This window comes from Pleomorphomonas carboxyditropha (genome assembly GCF_002770725.1).
Classification (GTDB): Bacteria; Pseudomonadota; Alphaproteobacteria; order Rhizobiales; family Pleomorphomonadaceae; genus Pleomorphomonas; species Pleomorphomonas carboxyditropha.
Window position 1 is genome coordinate 44059 of the sequence record NZ_NQVN01000006.1, and the last position, 19885, is coordinate 63943.

Below are 19885 nucleotides of genomic sequence, written 5' to 3' on the forward strand. Positions count from 1 at the left end.
GAGGATGCTGACGCATCCGCTCGTTGAAGTCATCACGAATTTCTCATCCGCGTCAAAGGCATGAGAAATTCATGAACGGAATACCGGGTCTTTCGACGATGCCCGGCAGTGTCCGCGCGGCGGCGGAGCGGCTTGCGGCCCGATCCTTCACATGCAGGCGCCGCCTTCGGCGGCCTGCCGGCAGCGGCGCATGTCGACGAACCGGATCGGGGCGCGGGTTTTGCCACGCCCCGGCGCTTTTTTCAACGCCGCGGTCAGAGCTGCAGCCGATCGATCATGTCCTGGGTGATCAGGCAGATGCCGCCCTCGCTGCGGCGGAAACGGCTGGCATCCAGCTCGGGATCCTCCCCCACCACCAGCTCCGGCGGGATGATCACCCCCTTGTCGATGACGCATTTCGTGAGGCGGGCGCCCCGGTTGACCGTCACGTAGGGCAGCACCACGCAGTGCTCGACGTCCGAATAGGAATGGGCGTGCACGCCGGTGAACAGCAGCGACTTGTCGACGCGGGCGCCGGAAATGATGCAACCGCCGGAAACCAGCGAGCTGGTGGCGGCGCCGCGCCGGCCGTCCTCGTCGTGGATGAACTTGGCCGGCGGCGTCAGCTCGGTGTAGGTCCAGATCGGCCACTTGTGGTCGTAAATGTCCAGGGCCGGAATGAAATCGGTCAGGTCGATATTGGCTTCCCAGAAGGCGTCGATGGTGCCGACGTCGCGCCAGTAGGGCTCGGCCTCGGACGACGAGCGCACGCAGCTGTCGGAGAATTTGTGAGCGATCGCCTTGCCGCCCTTGACGATGGCCGGAATGATGTCCTTGCCGAAATCGTGGCTGGAGTTCGGATCGTCCTGATCCTGGCGCAGGAGATCGATCAGGAAGCTGGTCTTGAAGACATAGATGCCCATCGAGGCCAGCGCCAGGTCGGGGTGGCCGGGCATGGCCGGCGGGTCGGCCGGCTTCTCGATGAAGTCGATGATGCGGGAGTTCTCGTCGACCGCCATGACGCCGAAGCCGGTCGCCTGCATGCGCGGCACCTCGATGCAACCAACGGTCACGTCGGCGCCGGACGAGACATGCTGGTCGAGCATGATCTCGTAGTCCTGCTTGTAGATGTGATCGCCGGCCAGGATGATGATGTATTCGATGTTGTGCGCTTCGATGATGTCGATGTTCTGGGTCACCGCGTCGGCGGTGCCGACGTACCACTTGTCCTCGGCGACGCGCTGCGAGGCGGGAAGGATGTCGAAACTCTCGTTGCGTTCCTGGCGGAAGAAGTTCCAGCCGTATTGCAGGTGGCGGATCAGGCTGTGCGCCTTGTACTGGGTGGCCACGGAGATGCGGCGAATGCCCGAATTGAGCGCATTGGAAAGGGCGAAATCGATGATGCGGCTCTTGCCGCCGAAGTAAACCGCCGGCTTGGCCCGGCGATCGGTAAGCTCCTTGAGGCGGCTGCCGCGCCCCCCGGCCAGCACGAACGCCATCGCTTCGCGCGCCAACCGCCGATTATTGTAGGAATTGTCAATCATGCTGTCCTCCCGACTTCTCCCGCCGTCGGCCCGGTTCCGTCGATGGGGCAGCCGGCGATGCCGGCCCGGAACGGAACCAGAGGCGAACCCGGCCGGCGGCGCTTCTTTCCCGCCCGCCGTCTCGCCATGATGGCTCGACGTGAGGGCACTATGGCGCGGCAGGGTTAATTTGTCTTCCCCCTATTTCGGCTGCGAAGGAATTCAAACTCTTGACGAAAACCGCGTCGGGAGATGGAGGCGGGGCAGCGGCCGCCCCGCGCGTGGCGGGACGGCGCCGACCTCAAACGGCGGGCGGCGGCGTGGGGCCTATCACCTTGACGAGGGTGCCGACCGGCACCCGCTCGAACAGGTCGATGACGTCCTGATTGATCAGGCGGATGCAGCCGGAGGAGACATTGCTGCCGATCGTCCAGGGCTCGACCGTGCCGTGAATGCGGTAGAGGGTGTCGACGTTGCCCTGGTAGAGATAATGCGCCCGGGCGCCGAGCGGATTGTCCGGACCGCCGGGCATGCCGCCGGCCCACTTGCGGGCCTTCGGATCGCGCGCCTGCATTTCCACCGGCGGATGCCAGGACGGCCACTTCGCCTTGCGGCGGATAATGGCGGTGCCGGCCCAGGCAAAGCCCTCGCGGCCGACGCCGATGCCGTAGCGCATGGCACGGCCATCCTCCAGCACCAGGTAAAGGTAGCGGGCCGGCGTGTCGATGACGATGGTGCCCGGCGGCTCCTCGGTGGGATAATCGACTTCCCGCCGCAGGAAGGCCGGATTGACCAGCGTCAGGTCGACGGCCGGAACCGTGAACCCGCCGTCCCTCATCTCGCTGTACATCGCCACATACTCGGCGGAAGGCCGGGGGTAACGCCTCGGCCTGGTCGGGTCGATGAGCGGCGGCATCACCGGCGCAACGGGAATGGAAACGCAGGCAGCCAGGGCAAGAGGCAGCGCGGCGAGAACGGCTCGCCTGGACGGTAGGTTCATAGGCTCCACTTTCTGCTGATTCGACGGTGGCACTTCGGTCAACCCGATGAAAGCACAATACTCCGGTCAGGTTGCTAAACTTGTCTGATGAAGATCAGTTTTCCGCGAGCGGAGACTGGATGCGTTCGCCATAACGCTGGTGAAAGGCCGTCATCGACTTGTCGGCGACCCGCACCGTGAGGTGCATCGTGCCGTCCTCGCCTTCATGACGCTCCAGCACCTCGCCGTGGTCGTAAAGCCAGGCGAGTCCGGCGCCGTCGGAGGGATCGAGGGTCAGCTCGTGGACCGGCCGGCTGCCGAGAAGCCGCGCCTCGATGGCCGCCAGGAGCTCGGGCAGCCCCTCGCCGGTGACGGCGGAGACGACGCGCCTTTCCTGGCCACCGGGCGATTCGGTCGCCGCCTGGGCGAGAAGGACGTCGCGCCTCGCTTCGTCGACGAGGTCGATCTTGTTCCACACCTCGATGATGCGGTCGCGATCCTCGGGATCGAGGCCGAGCTGCTTCAGCACCTCGGCGACGTCGCTCGCCTGGGCTTCGGTATCCTTGTGCGAGATGTCGCGCACGTGCAGGATGATCGACGCCTCGATCACCTCCTCCAGCGTCGCCCGGAAGGCGGCCACCAGGTGGGTCGGCAGGTTGGAGATGAAGCCCACGGTGTCCGACAGGATGGCATCGGTGCCGTGCGGCAGCTTGATGCGGCGCAGCGTCGGATCGAGCGTGGCGAACAGCAGATCCTTGGCGAACACCTCCGCCTCGGTCAGCCGGTTGAACAGCGTCGACTTGCCGGCGTTGGTATAGCCGACCAGCGCCACCACCGGGTGCGGCACCTTGCGCCGCTGCCGCCGGTGCAGGTCGCGCGTGCGCTTGACCTGCTCGAGATCGGCCTCGATGCGGGTGATCTTCTCCTGGAGTTGCCGGCGGTCGGCCTCGATCTGGGTTTCGCCGGGGCCGCCGAGAAAGCCGAAGCCGCCGCGCTGCCGCTCAAGGTGGGTCCATGACCGGACGAGGCGCGATTTCTGGTACTTGAGGTGGGCGAGTTCCACCTGCAGCCGGCCTTCGCGCGTGCGGGCGCGCTCGCCGAAGATTTCGAGAATGAGGCCGGTGCGGTCGATGACCTTGGTTTTCCAGGCCTTTTCCAGGTTGCGCTGCTGAATGGGCGTCAGCGCGTGATCGACGATGACGAGGTCGATCTCCTCGGCCTCCACGGTCTCGCCGATTTCCTCCACCTTGCCGGCGCCGAACAGCGTCGCCGGCTTGGGCTGGCTGACCGGCACCGGGAGGGTGGCGCGCACGTCGAGGTCGATGGCCTGGGCCAAGCCGAAGGCTTCCTCGAGACGCGCCTCGAGATCGCGCTGGGTGGCCGCGGCGGCTTCGTCTCTGCCGGCCCGCTGGCGCAGATCCGGCACCAGGACCAACGCCCTTGCCGGCGCTTCGATGCGGTCGACACCCTTCTTGCGAGGGCGGCCGCCCTCTTCAAGATCCTGCTCTTCGCTCACCTGGCCTCCCGAAAACCACGCCGCGCGCGGCCAAAATACGATTTCCGCCGATGCCCGCCCATGGACCCGGCCGCGGACGGACATCAACGGAACAAATCGAACTCAGTTCGGTTCCTCGCTGCCTTCGAAAAGGGCCAACGGCTGGGCCGGCATGATGGTGGAAATGGCGTGCTTGTAGACGAGCTGGGAATGCCCGTCGCGCCGCAGGAGGACGCAGAAATTGTCAAACCAGGTGACCACGCCCTGCAGCTTGACGCCGTTGATCAGGAAAATCGTCAGCGAAATCTTGTTCTTACGGACGTGATTGAGGAAAGTGTCCTGAAGATTCTGGGCTTTGTCCGCCATTTTATTCGGCCTTTTCGACTTCGTTTTTTTGTGAGGGGCAAACGCCACACCGACGCTACGCGTCGCCCGGACTTATGGTTACGCCGGGCGCGTCGGAAATTTCCAGTCCATTTCGAATACGTGTCACGCTCGGCGGGCTCGTGCTATCCGTGTTTCGGCAAGCATGTGACAATTTTGCCCAGCATGACCCTAGAGCGTTTCCTCGTTTCATGGAAACCACCGTACACGACTCTTCATATTTTGGGTCTGGCTTGAGGTTGATTTGGCGCGTTGTGTAACCAAGCGTCAGCGGCGTTTTCCGGAGCGTTGCTGATCCAATTTCTGAGAGCGTCGAGACCGATGCGGAACCAGGATTTTTCCCGTCGGCCATGTGTCTTTCGCCTGATTGCCTTCCTGCCCATGGTTTTTGTTGCGCAGCGATAGGCCCAGACCATGGCCAGCGTGACGACGACCAGCAGACACGAGAGCTTGTCATGAGAGCGGATGCGGGTGTCTTCGAGCAGGCATTCGATGGCCCATCTTTTGCGGTAGTCGTTGAGGGCCTGCCTGGGGTCGTCGCGATTGGTGACGACGATCAGCCATTCATTGTCCTTCAGCCGTTTGGCCGCGAAGTTCACGGGATGGCGTGCCGGGGCGAAGGTTCCACTGAGATGCCCCCAGCCGATCGCTGGATTGCGTCTGCCGCGCTTTCTGCGCAGCAGCGATTGAAAGGACCACGCCCGTCCGTCCTCCAGGGTCATGGTCATGTCGATCTTGGCCCGAATGACGAATTTGATGTTGTTTTCAGAGAGAAAGTCCATCCACTCCGCACCGATGAACTCGCGGTCGGCCACAAGCATGCTGATCGAGGAGGCGTCGAACAAGGCCAGATAGCGACGCATCAGGGCGATGCGCTGGCCGATGTCGGAACAACCTTGATGCGGCAGCAGTGTCCACAGAAGCGGCACGCGGAAGCGGCGCGTCACAATCGCCAGCATCAGGATGTTGACGTCGGTGGAGCCTATCTTCCAGTTGGTCCGGTCGAGAGCCAGACATTTAGGGCGCTGCAGGTTGAGCATCTGCACCACCAGAACAGCCAGGCGATCGCCGTCCAGCCGGACGAACTGGAAGAAGCGTTGAAGGCGACGATAGTGCGAGGCGGGCAGCGCTCGGCCGGGCAGATGGCTGGCAAGATGCGACAGGTTCACCGTGCGCGATTGCGCGAGGCCGGTGATCAAAGCGACAAGGCTCGAAAGCCGGCTCTTGCTCAGCGCAAAATGCGTCGATAGCGTCAGCATGAGGGCGGTTTGAACGGCGGTCATCTCTGAAGATCCTTTTGGCGAAGAATCTTCAATCTTACCCCTTCATCCCGCTCTCACTTAAACTGTCGTGTACGGTGCATGGAAACGCGAAAACACTCTATCTTTTTGAATTGACGCATTTTCTTCACGCGAACCGGTGTCCACTTCGCTCGAAAATGCTCTAGCCGTCAAATCGGCATCCGTAGCCAAGCCATCAAATCGGCGTGCGTTCGGCGATGTCGTGGAAACGCCGCCTCAGGCGGGCGGCGACACTGCCGGGGGCGCCGTTGGCCACCGTCTCGCCGTCGACGCTCACCACCGGGCAGAGGGTGGCGCCGGCCGAAGTCAGGAACACCTCGCGCGCCGCCTTCATCTCGGCCACGGTGAAACGCCGCTCCACCACCGGCACGCCCTCGGCGGCGGCCACTTCCATCAGCACCGAACGGGTGATGCCGCGGAGAATGCCGCGATCGGCCGGACGGGTGACGATCCTGCCCTCCCCGTCGACCAGCCAGACGTTGGCGGACGAGCCTTCGGTGACGAATCCCCCGGCGTCGACGAACACAGCCTCGAAGGCGCCGGCCTCGCGCGCCGCCTGCTTGGCGAGCGCGTTGGGCAGCAGGCCGACCGTCTTGATATCCACCCGCTCCCAGCGGTTGTCGGGCAGAGTGATGACGGGCACGCCCTTCTCGTAGCGCAGCGCGGCGGCGGCGATATCCTGCGACTTGGCCGTTGCCGTAAACGTCGGATCGACGCCGGCGGGAAAGGCGTGGTCGCGCGGCGCGGCGCCGCGTGAAATCTGCCAGTAGACATAGCCGTTCTCGACGCGATTGCGGCGGGCGACCTCGCGCAGCACGTGGGTCATCGCCGCCCGGCTCATCGGCGCGGCGATCCTGAGCTCGGCCAGCGACCGGTCGAGCCGGTCGAGATGGCGGCGGAGATCGATGATGGCGCCGTCCTTGATCTGGCAGGCCTCGTAGACCGCGTCGGCGAACTGGTTGCCGCGATCCTCGACGCTGACGACGGCCTCCCGCGACGGGACATAGCGTCCGTTGACGTAGGTGATGCGGGATGTCATGGCCGGCTGCTCCGGGACGGATTCAAAGTGTCATTCGAGCTCGACGATCCGCCCCTCGTCGAGGGTGATGCGCCGGTCCATGCGTTCGGCCAGCGCCATGTTGTGCGTGGCGATGATGGCGGCGAGACCGGTGGCCCTGACCAGCGCGGCCAGCGCGTCGAATACATAATGGGACGTCTTCGGGTCGAGGTTGCCGGTCGGCTCGTCGGCGAGCAGCACTTTCGGCGCATTGGCAACGGCGCGGGCGATGGCGACGCGCTGCCGCTCGCCGCCCGACAGTTGCGAGGGCAGATGCGATCCCCGCTTTTCGAGCCGCATGTAGGCGAGAAGGTCCTTGCCGCGCTTGGCGGCCTCCTGCTTGTCGAGGCCGGCGATCATCTGCGGGATCATCAGGTTCTCGAGCGCGGTGAATTCCGGCAGCAGATGATGGAACTGGTAGACGAAGCCGATCTCGGTGCGGCGGAGACGCGTGCGGATGGCGTCGTCGAGCTTGCCGCAGGCCTTGCCGCCGATGACGACGTCGCCGGCGTCGGGCTTTTCCAGAAGGCCGGTTATGTGCAGCAGCGTCGATTTGCCGGCGCCGGAGGGCGCGACCAGCGCCGTCAGTTCGCCGGAGAACAGGTTGAAGTCGCAGCCGCGCAGGATCGGCAGCGTGCCGGTGCCCTCGCTATAGGACTTTTCGATGCCGACCAGCTTCAGGACCGGGTCCTCGACGCCGGTGATGAGGGTTTCCATGGCCGGCATCACTCGTACCTCAACGCGTCGACGGGATCGAGACGGGCCGCCTTCCAGGCGGGATAGATGGTGGCGGCGAACGACAGCACCAGCGCCATGATCAGCACGCTCACCGTTTCATGCATCTGCATGTCGGCGGGCAACTGGCTGAGATAGTAGAGCTCCGGCGAGAACAGTTCGGTCGAGGTCAGCCAGGACACGAACTGCCGGATTTTCTCGACGTTGAGGCAGACGACGAGGCCGAGCCCGAAGCCGGCGACCGTGCCGGCGACGCCGATCGCCGAGCCGGTGATCAGGAAGATGCGCAGGATGGCGCCGCGGCTCGCCCCCATCGTCCTGAGGATGGCGATGTCGTGGCTCTTGTCCTTGACCAGCATGGTCATGCCGGAGACGATGTTGAGCGCCGCCACCAGCACGATCAGCGTCAGGATCATGAACATGACGTTGCGCTCGACTTCCAGCGCCGAGAAGAAGGTGACGTTGCGCTGCCGCCAGTCGGTGATCAGCACCGGCCGGCCGGCGTCGACGGTCAACTTTTCCTTGATCGTGCCGATGTTGTCGGGATTGTCGACGAAGACATCGATGGCGGTGACCTTGTCCTCCATCATGAAATATTTCTGCGCTTCGGCGATCGGCATGAACACGAAGGTGCCGTCGTATTCGCTCATGCCGATCTTGAAGATGGCGGCGACCGGATAGGCCTTGACGCGCGGCGTCGTGCCGAGGGCCGTCACGTTGCCCTTGGGGCTGACCAGCGTGATCTTGTCGCCGACCGTGACGCCGAGGCTTTCGGCGAGCCGCTGGCCGATGGCGACGCCGATGCCGTCGTCGAACTGGTCGAACGAGCCGACCTGCACGGTGTTGTAGACCAGCGGCAGCTTCTGGAGGTCGGCGCTGCGCACGCCGCGCACCAGCACGCCAAAGGCGCCGGAGGGACCGGAGGCCAGCACCTGCCCCTCGACGAAAGGCATGGCGATCCTGACGCCTTCGACGCCGGCCAAGCGATCTGCAACCGAGGCGTAATCGGTGAGCGGGCTGTCGATCGGCTGGACCACGGCGTGACCGTTGATGCCGAGGATCTTGTCCATCAGCTGGCCGCGGAAGCCGTTCATCACCGCCATGACGATGATCAGCGTGGCGACGCCCAGCATGATGCCGACGAAGGAAAAGCCGGCGATCACCGAGATGAAGGCTTCCTTGCGACGGGACCTCAGATAGCGGCCGGCCAGTTTCCACTCGAAGGGGGCGAAGGGACGCCCCGCTTTCGCCTCGCTCATCCAAAGACCTCCCAGCGTCGGCCAAACACAGACATGCCGCGCCACAGCCGCGAAAGCCGATGGCCGACTCGCGGGCGCCACCGGGCGGCGACGCGTGAGACTAGCAAATTCCGTCCGCCGGCAAGCTGCTGTTTCCGCGTTTTCCAGACGGAATCGGGCAGCCGCGGGGAGCGGCGCAGTGCCGCCCCTCTTCGGCGACAATCAGGCCTTTTCTGTGACGCGGGCGATGGCCGATTCCAGCGACACCAGCTCCTTCTCGCCGGTGGCGCGACGCTTCAGCTCGATCACGCCGTCGGCGAGCCCCTTCGGGCCGACGATGATTTGCCAGGGCAGACCGATCAGATCCATCGAGGCGAACTTGGCGCCCGGGCGGGCAGCGGTGTCGTCGTAGAGCGGATCCTTGCCGGCGGCAGCGAGCTTGGCATAGGCGTCTTCGCAGGCGGCGCTGACGGCCGCGTCGTCGGACCGCAGGCTGACGATGCCGGCGCCGAACGGCGTGACGCTGTCCGGCCAGATGATGCCGGCGTCGTCGTGGCTCGCCTCGATGATGGCGCCGATGAGACGCGACACGCCGATGCCGTAGGAGCCCATGATCACCGGCTGCTCGCTGCCGTCGGGCATGGCCACCTTGGCGCCCATCGGCTCGGAATACTTGGTGCCGAAGGAGAAGATGTGGCCGACCTCGATGCCACGCGCCGATACGCGCCGCTCCTCGGGCAGTTCGGAGAAGGCCGCCTCGTCGTGCATCTCGTCGGTGGCGGCGTAGCGGCTGGTGAACATGTCGACGATCGGCGCGAGATCGCCGTCGAAGTCGACGTCCTCGCCGGGCACCGGCAGGTCCAGGAGATCCTTGTCGCAGAATACGGCGCTTTCGCCGGTCGAGGCGAGGATGATGAACTCATGGCTGAGCTTGCCGCCGATCGGCCCGGTGTCGGCCCGCATCGGGATGGCGGTGAGGCCGAGCCGCTTGTAGGTCCTGAGATAGGCGACGAACATCTTGTGATAGGCGCGCAGGGCGCCGGCCTGATCGACGTCGAAGGAATAGGCGTCCTTCATCAGGAACTCGCGGCCGCGCATCACGCCGAAGCGCGGCCGCACCTCGTCGCGGAACTTCCACTGAATATTGTAGAGATTGAGCGGCAGGTCGCGGTAGGAGCGGACGTAGGCGCGGAAGATGTCGGTGACGACTTCCTCGGCGGTCGGGCCGTAGAGCATCTCGCGCTCGTGGCGGTCGACGATGCGCAGCATCTCCTTGCCATAGGCATCGTAGCGGCCGCTTTCGCGCCAGAGGTCGGCCGGCTGGATGGACGGCATCAGGATCTCGACGGCGCCGGAGCGGTCCTGCTCCTCGCGGACGATCGCCTCGATCTTCTTCAGCACCTTGAGGCCGAGCGGCAGCCAGGAATAGATGCCGGCGTTCTGCTGGCGCATCATGCCGGCGCGCAGCATCAGGCGATGCGAGACGATTTCCGCCTCCTTGGGCGCCTCTTTGAGAATAGGCAGGAAATACCGGCTGAGACGCATGGAATCCTCGTGCGCGTTGGGATGAGCGCGCTACACAAAGCGCATCGACCTTGAAAAAACAAGATCGATCGGTCACCGACCGTCCGAAAGCAACGCCATGTCCGGCGAATGGCTATGACTTTAGTCTATGGGGCAAACCACGGATGCTGCGTCAATCCGGAACCCCTCCAGACGCCTTCGGCAACCCATTGATATAGTGATATTTCTCGATTCAGATCGTAAGGACTCCGAACGAACGGGCCCATGCTGAACAAGCATGCAGCCTATGCACAAATGGATGACAAACCAAAAATCGCAGTGTATGGTACCCGCCATAAATAAGGACGGCACGGCCAAAAGACGAAATGCTTCAGTAAATGAAGCCGTCAAAATAGGCAAAAATAGAATGCCTTCCAGTTATCGCGGTCTGAGTCTTGGGAGGGAAAACCATATAGGCGCGGAAAACGCTGCCGCCAGCGGATGGATTGGGAGGTCTTTCTATCTGTAGGCTTTATGGGCTGACACGCGGAACTAAAAGGCAGGGCTTCGGCCCTGCTTTTTTATTTGCCGCCAACAAAGCGATCGCCTTTATTATCCGCTCTTTTCGACCGCGATTATAAAAACACCGTTCAACAAACGGAACCTATCGTTCATCCGCAGAACCCCTTATCCTGCCCGGGAGCAGGAAAGGAAAGGTCATGAGTATTCCCGGCAAGGGCAGCAACGACCGCATCGAGGAGATCGTTCTTCCGAACGTTCGCGATCTCGGCGGCTTCAAGGTGCGCCGCGCGCTGCCGTCGGCTCAGCGCCGCATGGTCGGGCCGTTCATCTTCTTCGACCAGATGGGACCGGTGATGTTCGGCGCCGGCGAGGCGGAGGACGTGCGGCCGCACCCGCATATCGGCCTGTCGACGCTCACCTACCTGTTCGACGGCGAAATGATCCATCGCGACAGCGCCGGCCACAAGGAAACGATCCGGGCCGGCGAGGTCAACTGGATGACCGCCGGCAACGGCATCGTTCATTCCGAGCGCTTCCCCGCCGCGGTCCATACGGCCGGCGGCAACCTGTTCGGCACCCAGATCTGGGTGGCGCTGCCCAAGGCGAGCGAGGAAATCGCCCCGCTTTTCAGCCATCACGACAAGGCCATCCTGCCGACGCTCTCCGATGCCGGCGTCAGGATGACGCTGGTGGCCGGTGACGGCTTCGGCGTCCGCTCACCGGTGCCGGTCTATTCCGACCTCATGTATGCCGACGTTCACCTCGAGACCGGCGCGCGCTTCAAGGTGCCGCCCGACCATATCGAACGCGCCGCCTACGTCATCAGCGGCAGCATCGGCATCGAGGGACAGGATGGCGTCTTTCCGCCGAGCCAGCTCGTCATCTTCCGGCCGGGCGCCGAGGTGATCCTGACGACGGCGGAGCCGACGCGCCTGGTGCTGATCGGCGGCGAGCCATTCCCCGAGAAGCGGCACATCTACTGGAACTTCGTCTCGTCCTCCCGCGAGCGCATCGAGGCGGCCAAGGCCGACTGGCGCGCCCGCCGCTTTCCGGAAATCGTCGGCGAGACGGAATTCATCCCGCTGCCGCCCGACCCGCCGGGATTGCGGATGAAGGAGTAGGACGATCACCTTTAAAGAACGAAGCACCGACTTGAGCGAGATGCCTGCGATCATCCTTTCCTGTCACCGGCTGCCGGCTCGGAAAGCCAGGGTATATAGTGACGGGAACATGGAGGATTGGTTGTGGTCATCTACACCCGCCACGCCCTCGAGGTGATGACCGAACGCGAAATATCGCCCGACTGGGTCGAACGGACGCTTGCGGCCCCGGAAGCCGACGAGCCGGATCAAGCCGATCCGGGGCTACGGCGTGCTTTCCGCTCGATACCCGAACGTGACGGCCGGATCCTTCGCGTGGTATATTCCTCTCAGACGGAAGAAATTCGCATCATCACCGCCTTCTTCGACCGAGGCCGACGCCGATGAAAACGCAATATGACCAGGATGCAGATGCGCTCTACGTCCGTTTTGCCGAGGGCAAAGTAATCGAGTCCGAGGAAGTGGCGCCCGGCGTGGTGATCGACTTCGACGGCGAGGGCAAGATCATCGCCTTCGAGCTCCTGTCCGCCTCCAAGCAGCTTGCGGCCGGTGCGATTCCATCGATCGCCGCCGAGTGATCGCCTTATAATTCCCCAAAATGGAAAGGGCGGCGCCAGCGGCACCGCCCTTTCCATATTTCCGATCCGAAAGCCGGATCAGCGCTTCGAGAACTGGAAGCTGCGGCGAGCCTTGCGCTTGCCGTACTTCTTGCGCTCGACGACGCGGCTGTCGCGGGTCAGGAAGCCGAGCTTCTTGAGCACGCCGCGCAGGCCCGGCTCGTAGTAGGTGAGCGCCTTGGAGATGCCGTGGCGCAGCGCACCGGCCTGGCCGGACAGACCGCCGCCGGCAACGGTGGCGATGATGTCGAACTGGCCGTCGCGGGCGGCGGCGTAGATCGGCTGCTGGACGATCATCTGGAGCACCGGACGACCGAAGTAGACGTTGAACTCCTTGTCGTTCACGACGATCTTGCCGGACCCCGGCTTGACCCAGACGCGAGCGATGGCGTTCTTGCGCTTGCCGGTGGCATAGGCGCGGCCGAACTTGTCGAGCTTCTGGACGTGCACCGGGGCCTCGGCCACCGGAGCGACGTCGGCAGCGCCGAGTTCAGCGAGGGAGGAGAGCTCAGCCATGGATCAAGGCCTCGTGTTCATCTTGTTCATCGACTTGACGTCGAGGACTTCCGGCTGCTGGGCGGCATGGGGATGCTCGGCACCGGCGTAGACGCGGAGGTTGGAAAGCTGGCGACGGCCGAGCGGACCCTCGGGGATCATGCGCTCGACGGCCTTCTCGAGCACGCGCTCGGGGAAGCGGCCTTCGAGGATCTGGCGCGCCTTGCGCTCCTTGATGCCGCCGATATAGCCGGTGTGCCAGTAGTAGGTCTTGTCGGTGTACTTGCGGCCGGTCAGCACCACCTTGCCCGCGTTGATGACGATGACGTTGTCGCCGTCATCCATGTGCGGGGTGTAGGTGGCCTTGTGCTTGCCGCGGAGGCGCATCGCGATCACAGTCGCGAGGCGGCCGACCACGAGGCCTTCGGCGTCGATCAAGACCCACTTCTTCTCGATGTCCGCCGGCTTCGCCGTATAGGTCGTCATGGGCGTTACCGTCTTCCGGTTGGGCCGCCCGGAAAGGCGGCCGGTTCGTCTCATCTTCCGCGCCGTTGCCGATGCGAAAGGGCGGCTCCCGTTGCCGGGCGCCGCCGTCGCGCCTTCCAATATGGAAATGCCGCCCGTTTGTCAAGCAGAACGAGCGGCATCCTATCCTTACAAATCAATGGATTAACTCATACGGTATTATGATACCGCATGAATTTTCATCCTCAGACGAGGCCGAGAAGCGCCTTGACGTCGGCGATATCGGAGGGCTTGCCGAAGTCGATCACGCCTTCGGCCGGGGCGATGCGGCGGATGAGGCCGGACAGCACCTTGCCGGCGCCGACTTCCACGAACTTGTCGACACCGGCGCCGGCCATGGCCGACACGCTCTCGCGCCAGCGGACGGTGCCGGTCACCTGGGCGACGAGCTGCTTGCGGATGGCCTCGGGATCGGCGGTCGGCGCGGCGGTGACGTTGGCGAAGATCGGCACGATCGGCGCGGCGATGGTCGCCGCGGCCAGCGCCTCGGCCATCGCCTCGGCCGCCGGCTGCATCAGCCGGCAGTGGAAGGGGGCGGAGACGTTGAGCAACATGGCGCGCTTGGCACCCTTGCCCTTGGCAATATCGACGGCGCGGATGACGGCGAGCTTGGCGCCGGACACCACCACCTGGCCGGGAGCGTTGTCGTTGGCCGCCTCGCAGACGTCGTCCTGCGCCGCCTCCCTGGCGACGGCGACCGCCGTATCGAAGTCGAGGCCGAGCAGCGCGGCCATGGCGCCCTCGCCCACCGGCACGGCCTTCTGCATGGCGTTGCCGCGGGTGCGCAGCAGGCGGGCGGCGTCGGTCACCGTCAGCGCGCCGGCGGCGGCCAGCGCCGAATACTCGCCCAGCGAATGACCGGCGACGAAGGCGGCGTGCTGCTTGATGGTGATGCCTTCGGCTTCCAGCGCACGGAGCGCGGCGAGGCTGACGGCCATCAGCGCCGGCTGGGTGTTGGCGGTCAGCGTCAGCTGGTCCTCGGGACCATTGAAGACGATATCGGACAGCTTCTCGCCGAGGGCGTCGTCCACCTCCTCGAACACCGCCCGCGCGGCGGCATAATGGTCGGCGAGGGCCTTGCCCATGCCGATGGCCTGACTGCCCTGACCGGGGAACACGAAGGCATTGGTCATCTGTTGGCTTTCCTCAGTGGTTTTCGGGGCGGACACGACCATTTGGCCGCCCAAGAGTCAAGGCCGCGCCGCCGAAATCCGGGCAAGAGCAATGCTATATCCGGCGCGGCAACAACGCCCCGACGGCAACCGCGAGCCAGCCGAGGATCAGCGCAACGCCACCCGAGGGCGCCGCCAGCGGGAACAGGCTCCTCGCCATGACCGCCTTGAAGATCAGGTCGCCGGAGAACATCAGGCAGCCGGCGACGAACAACAGCGCCGAAAGGCCCCGCAACCGCTGGCCGCCGGCATTGGCGAGGGCCAGGAGCGCCGCCGCGTGAAACAGCAATATGCTTCCCGCGACGTCGAGGTTGGCGTCGGTGATGGCATGCGCGCCGACGGCGAGCGTCGCCACGCCGGCCGCGCCGGCAATTCCCGCGGACAATCCGATCGGTCGATGGGCGGACATGGCTTTATCCTTTGGGCATGATCCTCTGGCCTTGTGGCCCTCCAGCTAATAACGGTGGCGTTTCCTGTCCACACATTTAAAAGCGGAAAGCGAAGTCATGCTCATTCCGGTCACCGACCCGGCCGATCCGCGCCTCATGCCGTTCATGAACGTCCGCGACCGCGATCTTCGGCAGACCCATGGCGATGCCTTCGTCGCCGAGGGCGAGAGCGTGCTCGCGGTCTTCCTGTCGCGGCGCTCGCGCTTCCGGCCGGAAGCCCTGCTGATCGCCGCCAACCGGATCGACGCTACGCTGGCCTTATCGCCGCCGGACGACCTGCCGGTCTTCGTCGCCGATCAGGGCGTGATGGATGCGATCGTCGGCTTTCCCATCCACCGCGGCCTGCTCGGCCTCGGCCGGCGCTTTCCTTCCCCTCCCCTCGCCGATCTGCTCGCCGACCGCCGGCGCGTCGTGGTCGGCCTGGTCGGCATCGCCAACCACGACAACATGGGTGGCATCTTCCGCAACGCCGCCGCCTTCGGCGCCGGCGCGATGGTGCTCGACGCCACGTCCTGCGATCCGCTCTACCGCAAGGCGATCCGGGTTTCGGTGGGCGGCGCGTTGACGGTGCCGTTCACCCGGCTCGAAGCGAGGGCAAACGTCGCCGCCACCCTCGCCGCCTCGGGCTATCGGGTGCTGGCGCTGTCGCCGCGCGGAGCCATGCGGCTCGACGAGGTGCCGGCCGACCGGCCGGTGGCATTGCTTCTGGGAACGGAAGGACCGGGGTTGCCGGCGGCCGAGATGGCCGGCGCCGAAACGGTGCGCATCGACATGGCCGGCGGCTTCGACAGCCTCAACGTCGCGACCACCAGCGGCATCGCGCTCTACGAGCTGACGCGCAGGATGGCTGCAAGCTCCTGAACGAATGCGGTCGAGGCGCCCGCCTTCTCCAACCGATCGATGGGTCGGGGAAGACGGACGCGCCCTCGATTCAACAGCCGCTGGAGATCACCGTGGCCATGTCGCGCCAGGAGCGCGCCGCCGTCGGCTCGCCCAGGGCCTTCTCCCTGGCGAACAGGGCGGCCTCGCGCTTGGCGATATAGTCGCGGGTGATCGGCACCACGTCGTTCCGGTGGGTGAGCTGGAACTGATAGACCACCACGTCGAGGAAGCGGAACGCCGCCTCGCACAGGGCGAGATAGCATTCCCACATGCGGCAGAACCGCTCGTCGTAAAGGGCGAGCGCCTTGTCGCGCTGGGCCATGAAGCGGGCGCGCCACTCGCGCAGCGTATCGGCGTAGTGGTGGCGCAGCACCTCGACGTCGGCCATCATCAGACCGGACTTCTCGACCGCGGTCACCACCTCGGACAGCGCCGGCAGGTGGCCGCCCGGGAAGATGTACTTGGTGATCCAGCCGTTGGTCAGGCCCGGCGTCGAGGTATGGCCGATGGTGTGCAGCATGAAGACGCCGTCGTCGGCGAGGAGGTCGGACGCCTTACGGAAGAAGGTGTCGTAATTCTCCGGCCCGACGTGCTCGAACATGCCGACGGAAATCAGGCGATCGAAGGTGCCGCGCGTGTTGCGGTAGTCCTGAAGCTCGAACTTGACGTGTTCGTAGCCCTTGTCGGCGGCGCGCTTCTGGGCGACGGCAAGCTGCTCGTCGGACAGCGTCACGCCCTTGACGCGGCCGGCCTCGCCCACCTCGGCGAGATAGAGCCCGAGCCCGCCCCAGCCGGAGCCGATGTCGAGCACGCTCATGCCGGGATCGATCAGGAGCTTGGCGGCGAGATGCCGGCACTTGGCGCGCTGCGCCTCATCGAGCGTCATGTCCGGCGCGGCGTAATAGGCGCAGGAATACTGGCGATCGGTATCGAGGAACAGGTCGTAGAAGGCGGCGTTGAGGTCGTAGTGATGGACGACGTTGCGGCGCGACCGCATCAGCGTGTTGCGGCCGAACAGGAAGTGCCGGATCTTGCGGGCCATCAGGAACAGCTTGCGGCCGGTGAACCTGCGCATGCCCACGCCGTGCTGGAGCAGCAGTTCGAGCAGCTCGTAAAGCGTACCCTCGACGATCTCCAGCCGACCATCCATGTAAAGCTCGCCGAACCGCACTTCCGGATCGCGGATCAGCTCCGTCGCCACCTTGCGGTCGGCAATGCGGACGACGATGCGTTTGCCACTGCCGTCACCAAACGTCCAACGTGTTCCGTTATAGAGCTCGACTTCGAACGAACCGCGCGTCACCAGCTTGTTCAGCAGGCCGCGGAGAATATTTTCCGCCCAGACCATCGCATGGTCCCCCACCTAACGCTATCGCGGCGCATCGGTTCTGCGGTCTTCAACAAGGCCGAAATCAAATACGCCCGATGGCGCCAACCAAAACTTCAACCAAGGCCGTAGAGGATCGTCGCAACGACAATTAAGTCCGGTCCGGAGCCGAGTCCGCCAGCGGCGGACGGCGGCCCCTGTCGGCGGCCCATTCGTAAATATGACCGAAACTCAAAAAGGTTCCAGAAAAATTCGTAACTTCCGCTGGAAGCGGGCGATCACGACTTTGCGACCCATCCGGCCGGCAGATCGGTCAGCGCCTTCGAAATAGATCGCCGGCGGCGAGCCTTCATCCCCGACGCCCGGCCGTCGTCACACCTTGCCGGCCGGCTCCTCGAGGGCCAGTTGATCGGGAATCGGCAGACCGCGCTCGGTGAACAGCCGGATCACCCCGGCCGGCATGGCGCGGCAGGGACAATTGGCCGCATGGCCGGTGTGCCAGGCCAGGCGCTCTGCGGGCGTCGGGTTGTTCGGCATGGGATTGGCCTCATGCCATTGGCGGTTGAGCCTGCTCATCGGTCACTTTCCAGCCCGAAAACGGAACGGCCCCCGTTTCCGGGGGCCGTTCTTCATGTCGTCAGAAAAGGCCTACCGGAAACCGGTCAGTCCTTGACGGTCCAGACGTCCGGCGCACGCTCGAGGCGGGCGACCAGCAGCTGGCGCTCCAGCTCCATTTCCTTGGGCAGGCGATCGCCGAACTTGGCGAAGTGCGACACCTGGTCCTCGGCCTCGGCCAGACCCTTGTCCTTCTCGACCTTGACGATCTCGTCGTACTTGGCCTTCGGGAAGTCGACGCCTTCCATGTTCAGGTCCGAGTAGCGCGGAACGAGACCATAGGGGCTCTCGACAGCGGCGGCCGTGCCCTTGACGCGGCCGACGATCCACTCGAGGGCGCGCATGTTCTCGCCGTAGCCCGGCCACATGAACTTGCCGTTCTCGTCCTTGCGGAACCAGTTGACGCGGAAGATGCCCGGAACAGCCGGCAGCTTGCGGCCGACGTTCAGCCAATGCGCCCAGTAGTCGGCCATGTTGTAGCCGCAGAACGGCAGCATGGCGAACGGGTCGCGGCGCATGGCGGCCTGGCCGACGGCGGCGGCGGTGGCTTCCGAGCCCATGGTGGCGGCGAGGTAGACGCCGTGGGTCCACGAGAAGGACTGCATGACCAGCGGGAAGGCCTTGGAGACGCGGCCGCCGACGATGAAGGCATCGATCGGCACACCGGCGGGATCTTCCCAGGCGGCGTCGATCGACGGCACCTGCGAGGCCGGAGCGGTGAAGCGGCTGTTCGGATGGGCAGCGGCGCGGCCGCAATCCGGGGTCCAGTCCTGACCGGTCCAGTCGATGAGGTGCTTCGGCTTCTCGCCGTCGAGACCTTCCCACCACACGTCGCCGTCGTCGGTCAGAGCGACGTTGGTGAAGATGCAGTTGGCCTTGAGGGTGGCAAGCGCGTTCGGGTTCGACACGGCGTTGGTGCCGGGGGCGACGCCGAACAGGCCGTTCTCGGGGTTGATGGCGCGCAGGCGGCCATGGGCGTCCGGCTTGATCCAGGCGATGTCGTCACCGATGGTGGTGACTTCCCAGCCCTTGTAGGTCGGCGGCGGGATCAGCATGGCGAAGTTGGTCTTGCCGCAGGCCGACGGGAAGGCGGCGGCGACGTAGGCCTTCTCGCCCTTGGGGTTCTTGACGCCGAGGATGAGCATGTGCTCGGCGAGCCAGCCCTCGTCGCGGGCCATGACCGAGGCGATGCGCAGGGCGAGACACTTCTTGCCGAGCAGCGCGTTGCCGCCGTAGCCCGAACCGAACGACATGATCTCGCGGGTTTCGGGGAAGTGGACGATATACTTGGTCTCGTTGGACGGCCAGGCGACGTCCTTCTGGCCGGGCTCGAGCGGGGCGCCGACCGAGTGGATGCACGGCACGAAATCGTCGTTGCCGAGCACGTCGAGCACCTTCTGGCCCATGCGGGTCATGATGCGCATGTGGACGGCGACGTAGGCGCTGTCCGAAATCTCGACGCCGATCTGGGCGATGTCGGAACCGAGCGGGCCCATGGAGAAGGGGATCACGTACATCGTGCGGCCCTTCATGCAGCCCTTCAACAGGCCGTTCATGGTGGCGCGCATCTCAGCCGGATCGGCCCAGTTGTTGGTCGGGCCGGCCTCATCCTTGGTCTTCGCGCAGATGAAGGTGCGGTCCTCGACGCGGGCGACGTCCGACGGGGCGGAACGGGCCAGGAAGGAGTTCGGGCGCTTCTCGGGATTGAGGCGGATGAAGGTGCCGCCGTCGACCAGCTCCTGGCAGAGACGATCATATTCTTCCTGCGAACCATCGCACCAGTAGATGCGGTCCGGGGTCGTCAGCTTGGCGACTTCTTCGACCCAGGCAATCAGCTTGGCATTCTTGGTAGGAGCTTGTGACATCAGCTTTCTCCGATGGACATATCGCCGCCCGTTCCGGTCTCATTTGCGAGAGAGGACTTATGAGACGATGCGCCGACAGGGGTGGGTAAGGTTCGCAGCCTGAAGAAAAAGACTTCTGCCTT

At 64.7% G+C, this 19885-nt stretch carries 19 protein-coding genes and 1 pseudogene; 4 read left to right on the top strand and 16 right to left on the bottom strand.

Annotated features, from left to right (window positions below):
• Positions 1-254 precede the first annotated feature (254 nt).
• From glgC to proS, 9 genes are all read right to left on the bottom strand, one after another.
• Positions 255-1523: a glucose-1-phosphate adenylyltransferase gene (gene glgC, locus CJ014_RS11350; protein WP_100080600.1), complete on the bottom strand. Its 1269-nt coding sequence runs from the start codon at positions 1521-1523 to the stop codon at positions 255-257.
• Between the two features lie 280 nt (positions 1524-1803).
• A complete protein-coding gene (locus CJ014_RS11355; protein WP_100080601.1) occupies positions 1804-2502 on the bottom strand; it encodes a L,D-transpeptidase in 699 nt (232 codons plus the stop codon).
• Between the two features lie 94 nt (positions 2503-2596).
• Positions 2597-3997, bottom strand: coding sequence for a GTPase HflX (gene hflX / locus CJ014_RS11360; protein WP_425351909.1), 1401 nt, complete (start codon positions 3995-3997; stop codon positions 2597-2599).
• Between the two features lie 102 nt (positions 3998-4099).
• Positions 4100-4342, bottom strand: coding sequence for an RNA chaperone Hfq (gene hfq, locus CJ014_RS11365; protein ID WP_026791804.1), 243 nt, complete (start codon positions 4340-4342; stop codon positions 4100-4102).
• A gap of 233 nt (positions 4343-4575) precedes the next feature.
• Positions 4576-5643: an IS4 family transposase gene (locus CJ014_RS11370; protein ID WP_100080603.1), complete on the bottom strand. Its 1068-nt coding sequence runs from the start codon at positions 5641-5643 to the stop codon at positions 4576-4578.
• 193 nt (positions 5644-5836) lie between these two features.
• On the bottom strand, positions 5837-6700 hold the full coding sequence (locus CJ014_RS11375) for a D-amino-acid transaminase (RefSeq protein ID WP_100080604.1): 864 nt from the start codon (positions 6698-6700) through the stop codon (positions 5837-5839).
• Positions 6701-6730: 30 nt separating this feature from the next.
• Entirely contained in the window at positions 6731-7435 is a 705-nt protein-coding gene (locus CJ014_RS11380; protein ID WP_245427271.1) for an ABC transporter ATP-binding protein, read from the bottom strand.
• A gap of 8 nt (positions 7436-7443) precedes the next feature.
• Positions 7444-8712 (bottom strand): lipoprotein-releasing ABC transporter permease subunit, encoded by a 1269-nt coding sequence (locus tag CJ014_RS11385; protein WP_100080606.1) that lies wholly within the window; start codon positions 8710-8712, stop codon positions 7444-7446.
• 201 nt (positions 8713-8913) lie between these two features.
• Positions 8914-10236, bottom strand: coding sequence for a proline--tRNA ligase (proS, locus tag CJ014_RS11390; RefSeq protein WP_100080607.1), 1323 nt, complete (start codon positions 10234-10236; stop codon positions 8914-8916).
• Between the two features lie 677 nt (positions 10237-10913).
• On the opposite strand from proS, the gene CJ014_RS11395 reads away from it, so the two are divergent.
• The 3 genes from CJ014_RS11395 (at position 10914) to CJ014_RS11405 (ending at position 12394) form a co-directional block, all read left to right on the top strand.
• Positions 10914-11837: a pirin family protein gene (locus tag CJ014_RS11395; RefSeq protein ID WP_100080608.1), complete on the top strand. Its 924-nt coding sequence runs from the start codon at positions 10914-10916 to the stop codon at positions 11835-11837.
• A 123-nt stretch (positions 11838-11960) separates the two neighbouring features.
• Entirely contained in the window at positions 11961-12203 is a 243-nt protein-coding gene (locus CJ014_RS11400; protein WP_245427273.1) for a DUF4258 domain-containing protein, read from the top strand.
• A complete protein-coding gene (locus CJ014_RS11405) occupies positions 12200-12394 on the top strand; it encodes a DUF2283 domain-containing protein (protein ID WP_100080609.1) in 195 nt (64 codons plus the stop codon). Before CJ014_RS11400 ends, CJ014_RS11405 begins: the two co-directional genes overlap by 4 nt.
• Before the next feature lie 78 nt (positions 12395-12472).
• Here the strand turns inward: CJ014_RS11405 and rpsI are convergent, their stop codons facing one another.
• The 4 genes from rpsI to CJ014_RS11425 form a co-directional block, all read right to left on the bottom strand.
• Entirely contained in the window at positions 12473-12949 is a 477-nt protein-coding gene (gene rpsI / locus CJ014_RS11410; RefSeq protein ID WP_100080610.1) for a 30S ribosomal protein S9, read from the bottom strand.
• A 3-nt stretch (positions 12950-12952) separates the two neighbouring features.
• Complete coding sequence (gene rplM / locus CJ014_RS11415) at positions 12953-13414, bottom strand: 50S ribosomal protein L13 (RefSeq protein WP_100080611.1); 462 nt, start codon at positions 13412-13414, stop codon at positions 12953-12955.
• Positions 13415-13638: 224 nt separating this feature from the next.
• Positions 13639-14586 (bottom strand): ACP S-malonyltransferase, encoded by a 948-nt coding sequence (gene fabD / locus CJ014_RS11420; protein WP_100080612.1) that lies wholly within the window; start codon positions 14584-14586, stop codon positions 13639-13641.
• Between the two features lie 94 nt (positions 14587-14680).
• Positions 14681-15034: a DUF423 domain-containing protein gene (locus CJ014_RS11425; protein WP_100080613.1), complete on the bottom strand. Its 354-nt coding sequence runs from the start codon at positions 15032-15034 to the stop codon at positions 14681-14683.
• Between the two features lie 97 nt (positions 15035-15131).
• Between CJ014_RS11425 and CJ014_RS11430 the strand changes: the two genes are divergently transcribed.
• Positions 15132-15935: a TrmH family RNA methyltransferase gene (locus CJ014_RS11430; protein WP_100080614.1), complete on the top strand. Its 804-nt coding sequence runs from the start codon at positions 15132-15134 to the stop codon at positions 15933-15935.
• Between the two features lie 70 nt (positions 15936-16005).
• Here the strand turns inward: CJ014_RS11430 and CJ014_RS11435 are convergent, their stop codons facing one another.
• From CJ014_RS11435 to CJ014_RS11445, 3 genes and pseudogenes are all read right to left on the bottom strand, one after another.
• On the bottom strand, positions 16006-17304 hold the full coding sequence (locus CJ014_RS11435; protein ID WP_100080615.1) for an SAM-dependent methyltransferase: 1299 nt from the start codon (positions 17302-17304) through the stop codon (positions 16006-16008).
• Positions 17305-17655: 351 nt separating this feature from the next.
• Positions 17656-17859, bottom strand: a complete 204-nt coding sequence (locus CJ014_RS11440) for a hypothetical protein (RefSeq protein WP_100080616.1) — start codon at positions 17857-17859, stop codon at positions 17656-17658.
• An 86-nt stretch (positions 17860-17945) separates the two neighbouring features.
• Positions 17946-19772: pseudogene (locus CJ014_RS11445) on the bottom strand (phosphoenolpyruvate carboxykinase (GTP)); the annotation flags it as partial.
• Positions 19773-19885 lie beyond the last annotated feature (113 nt).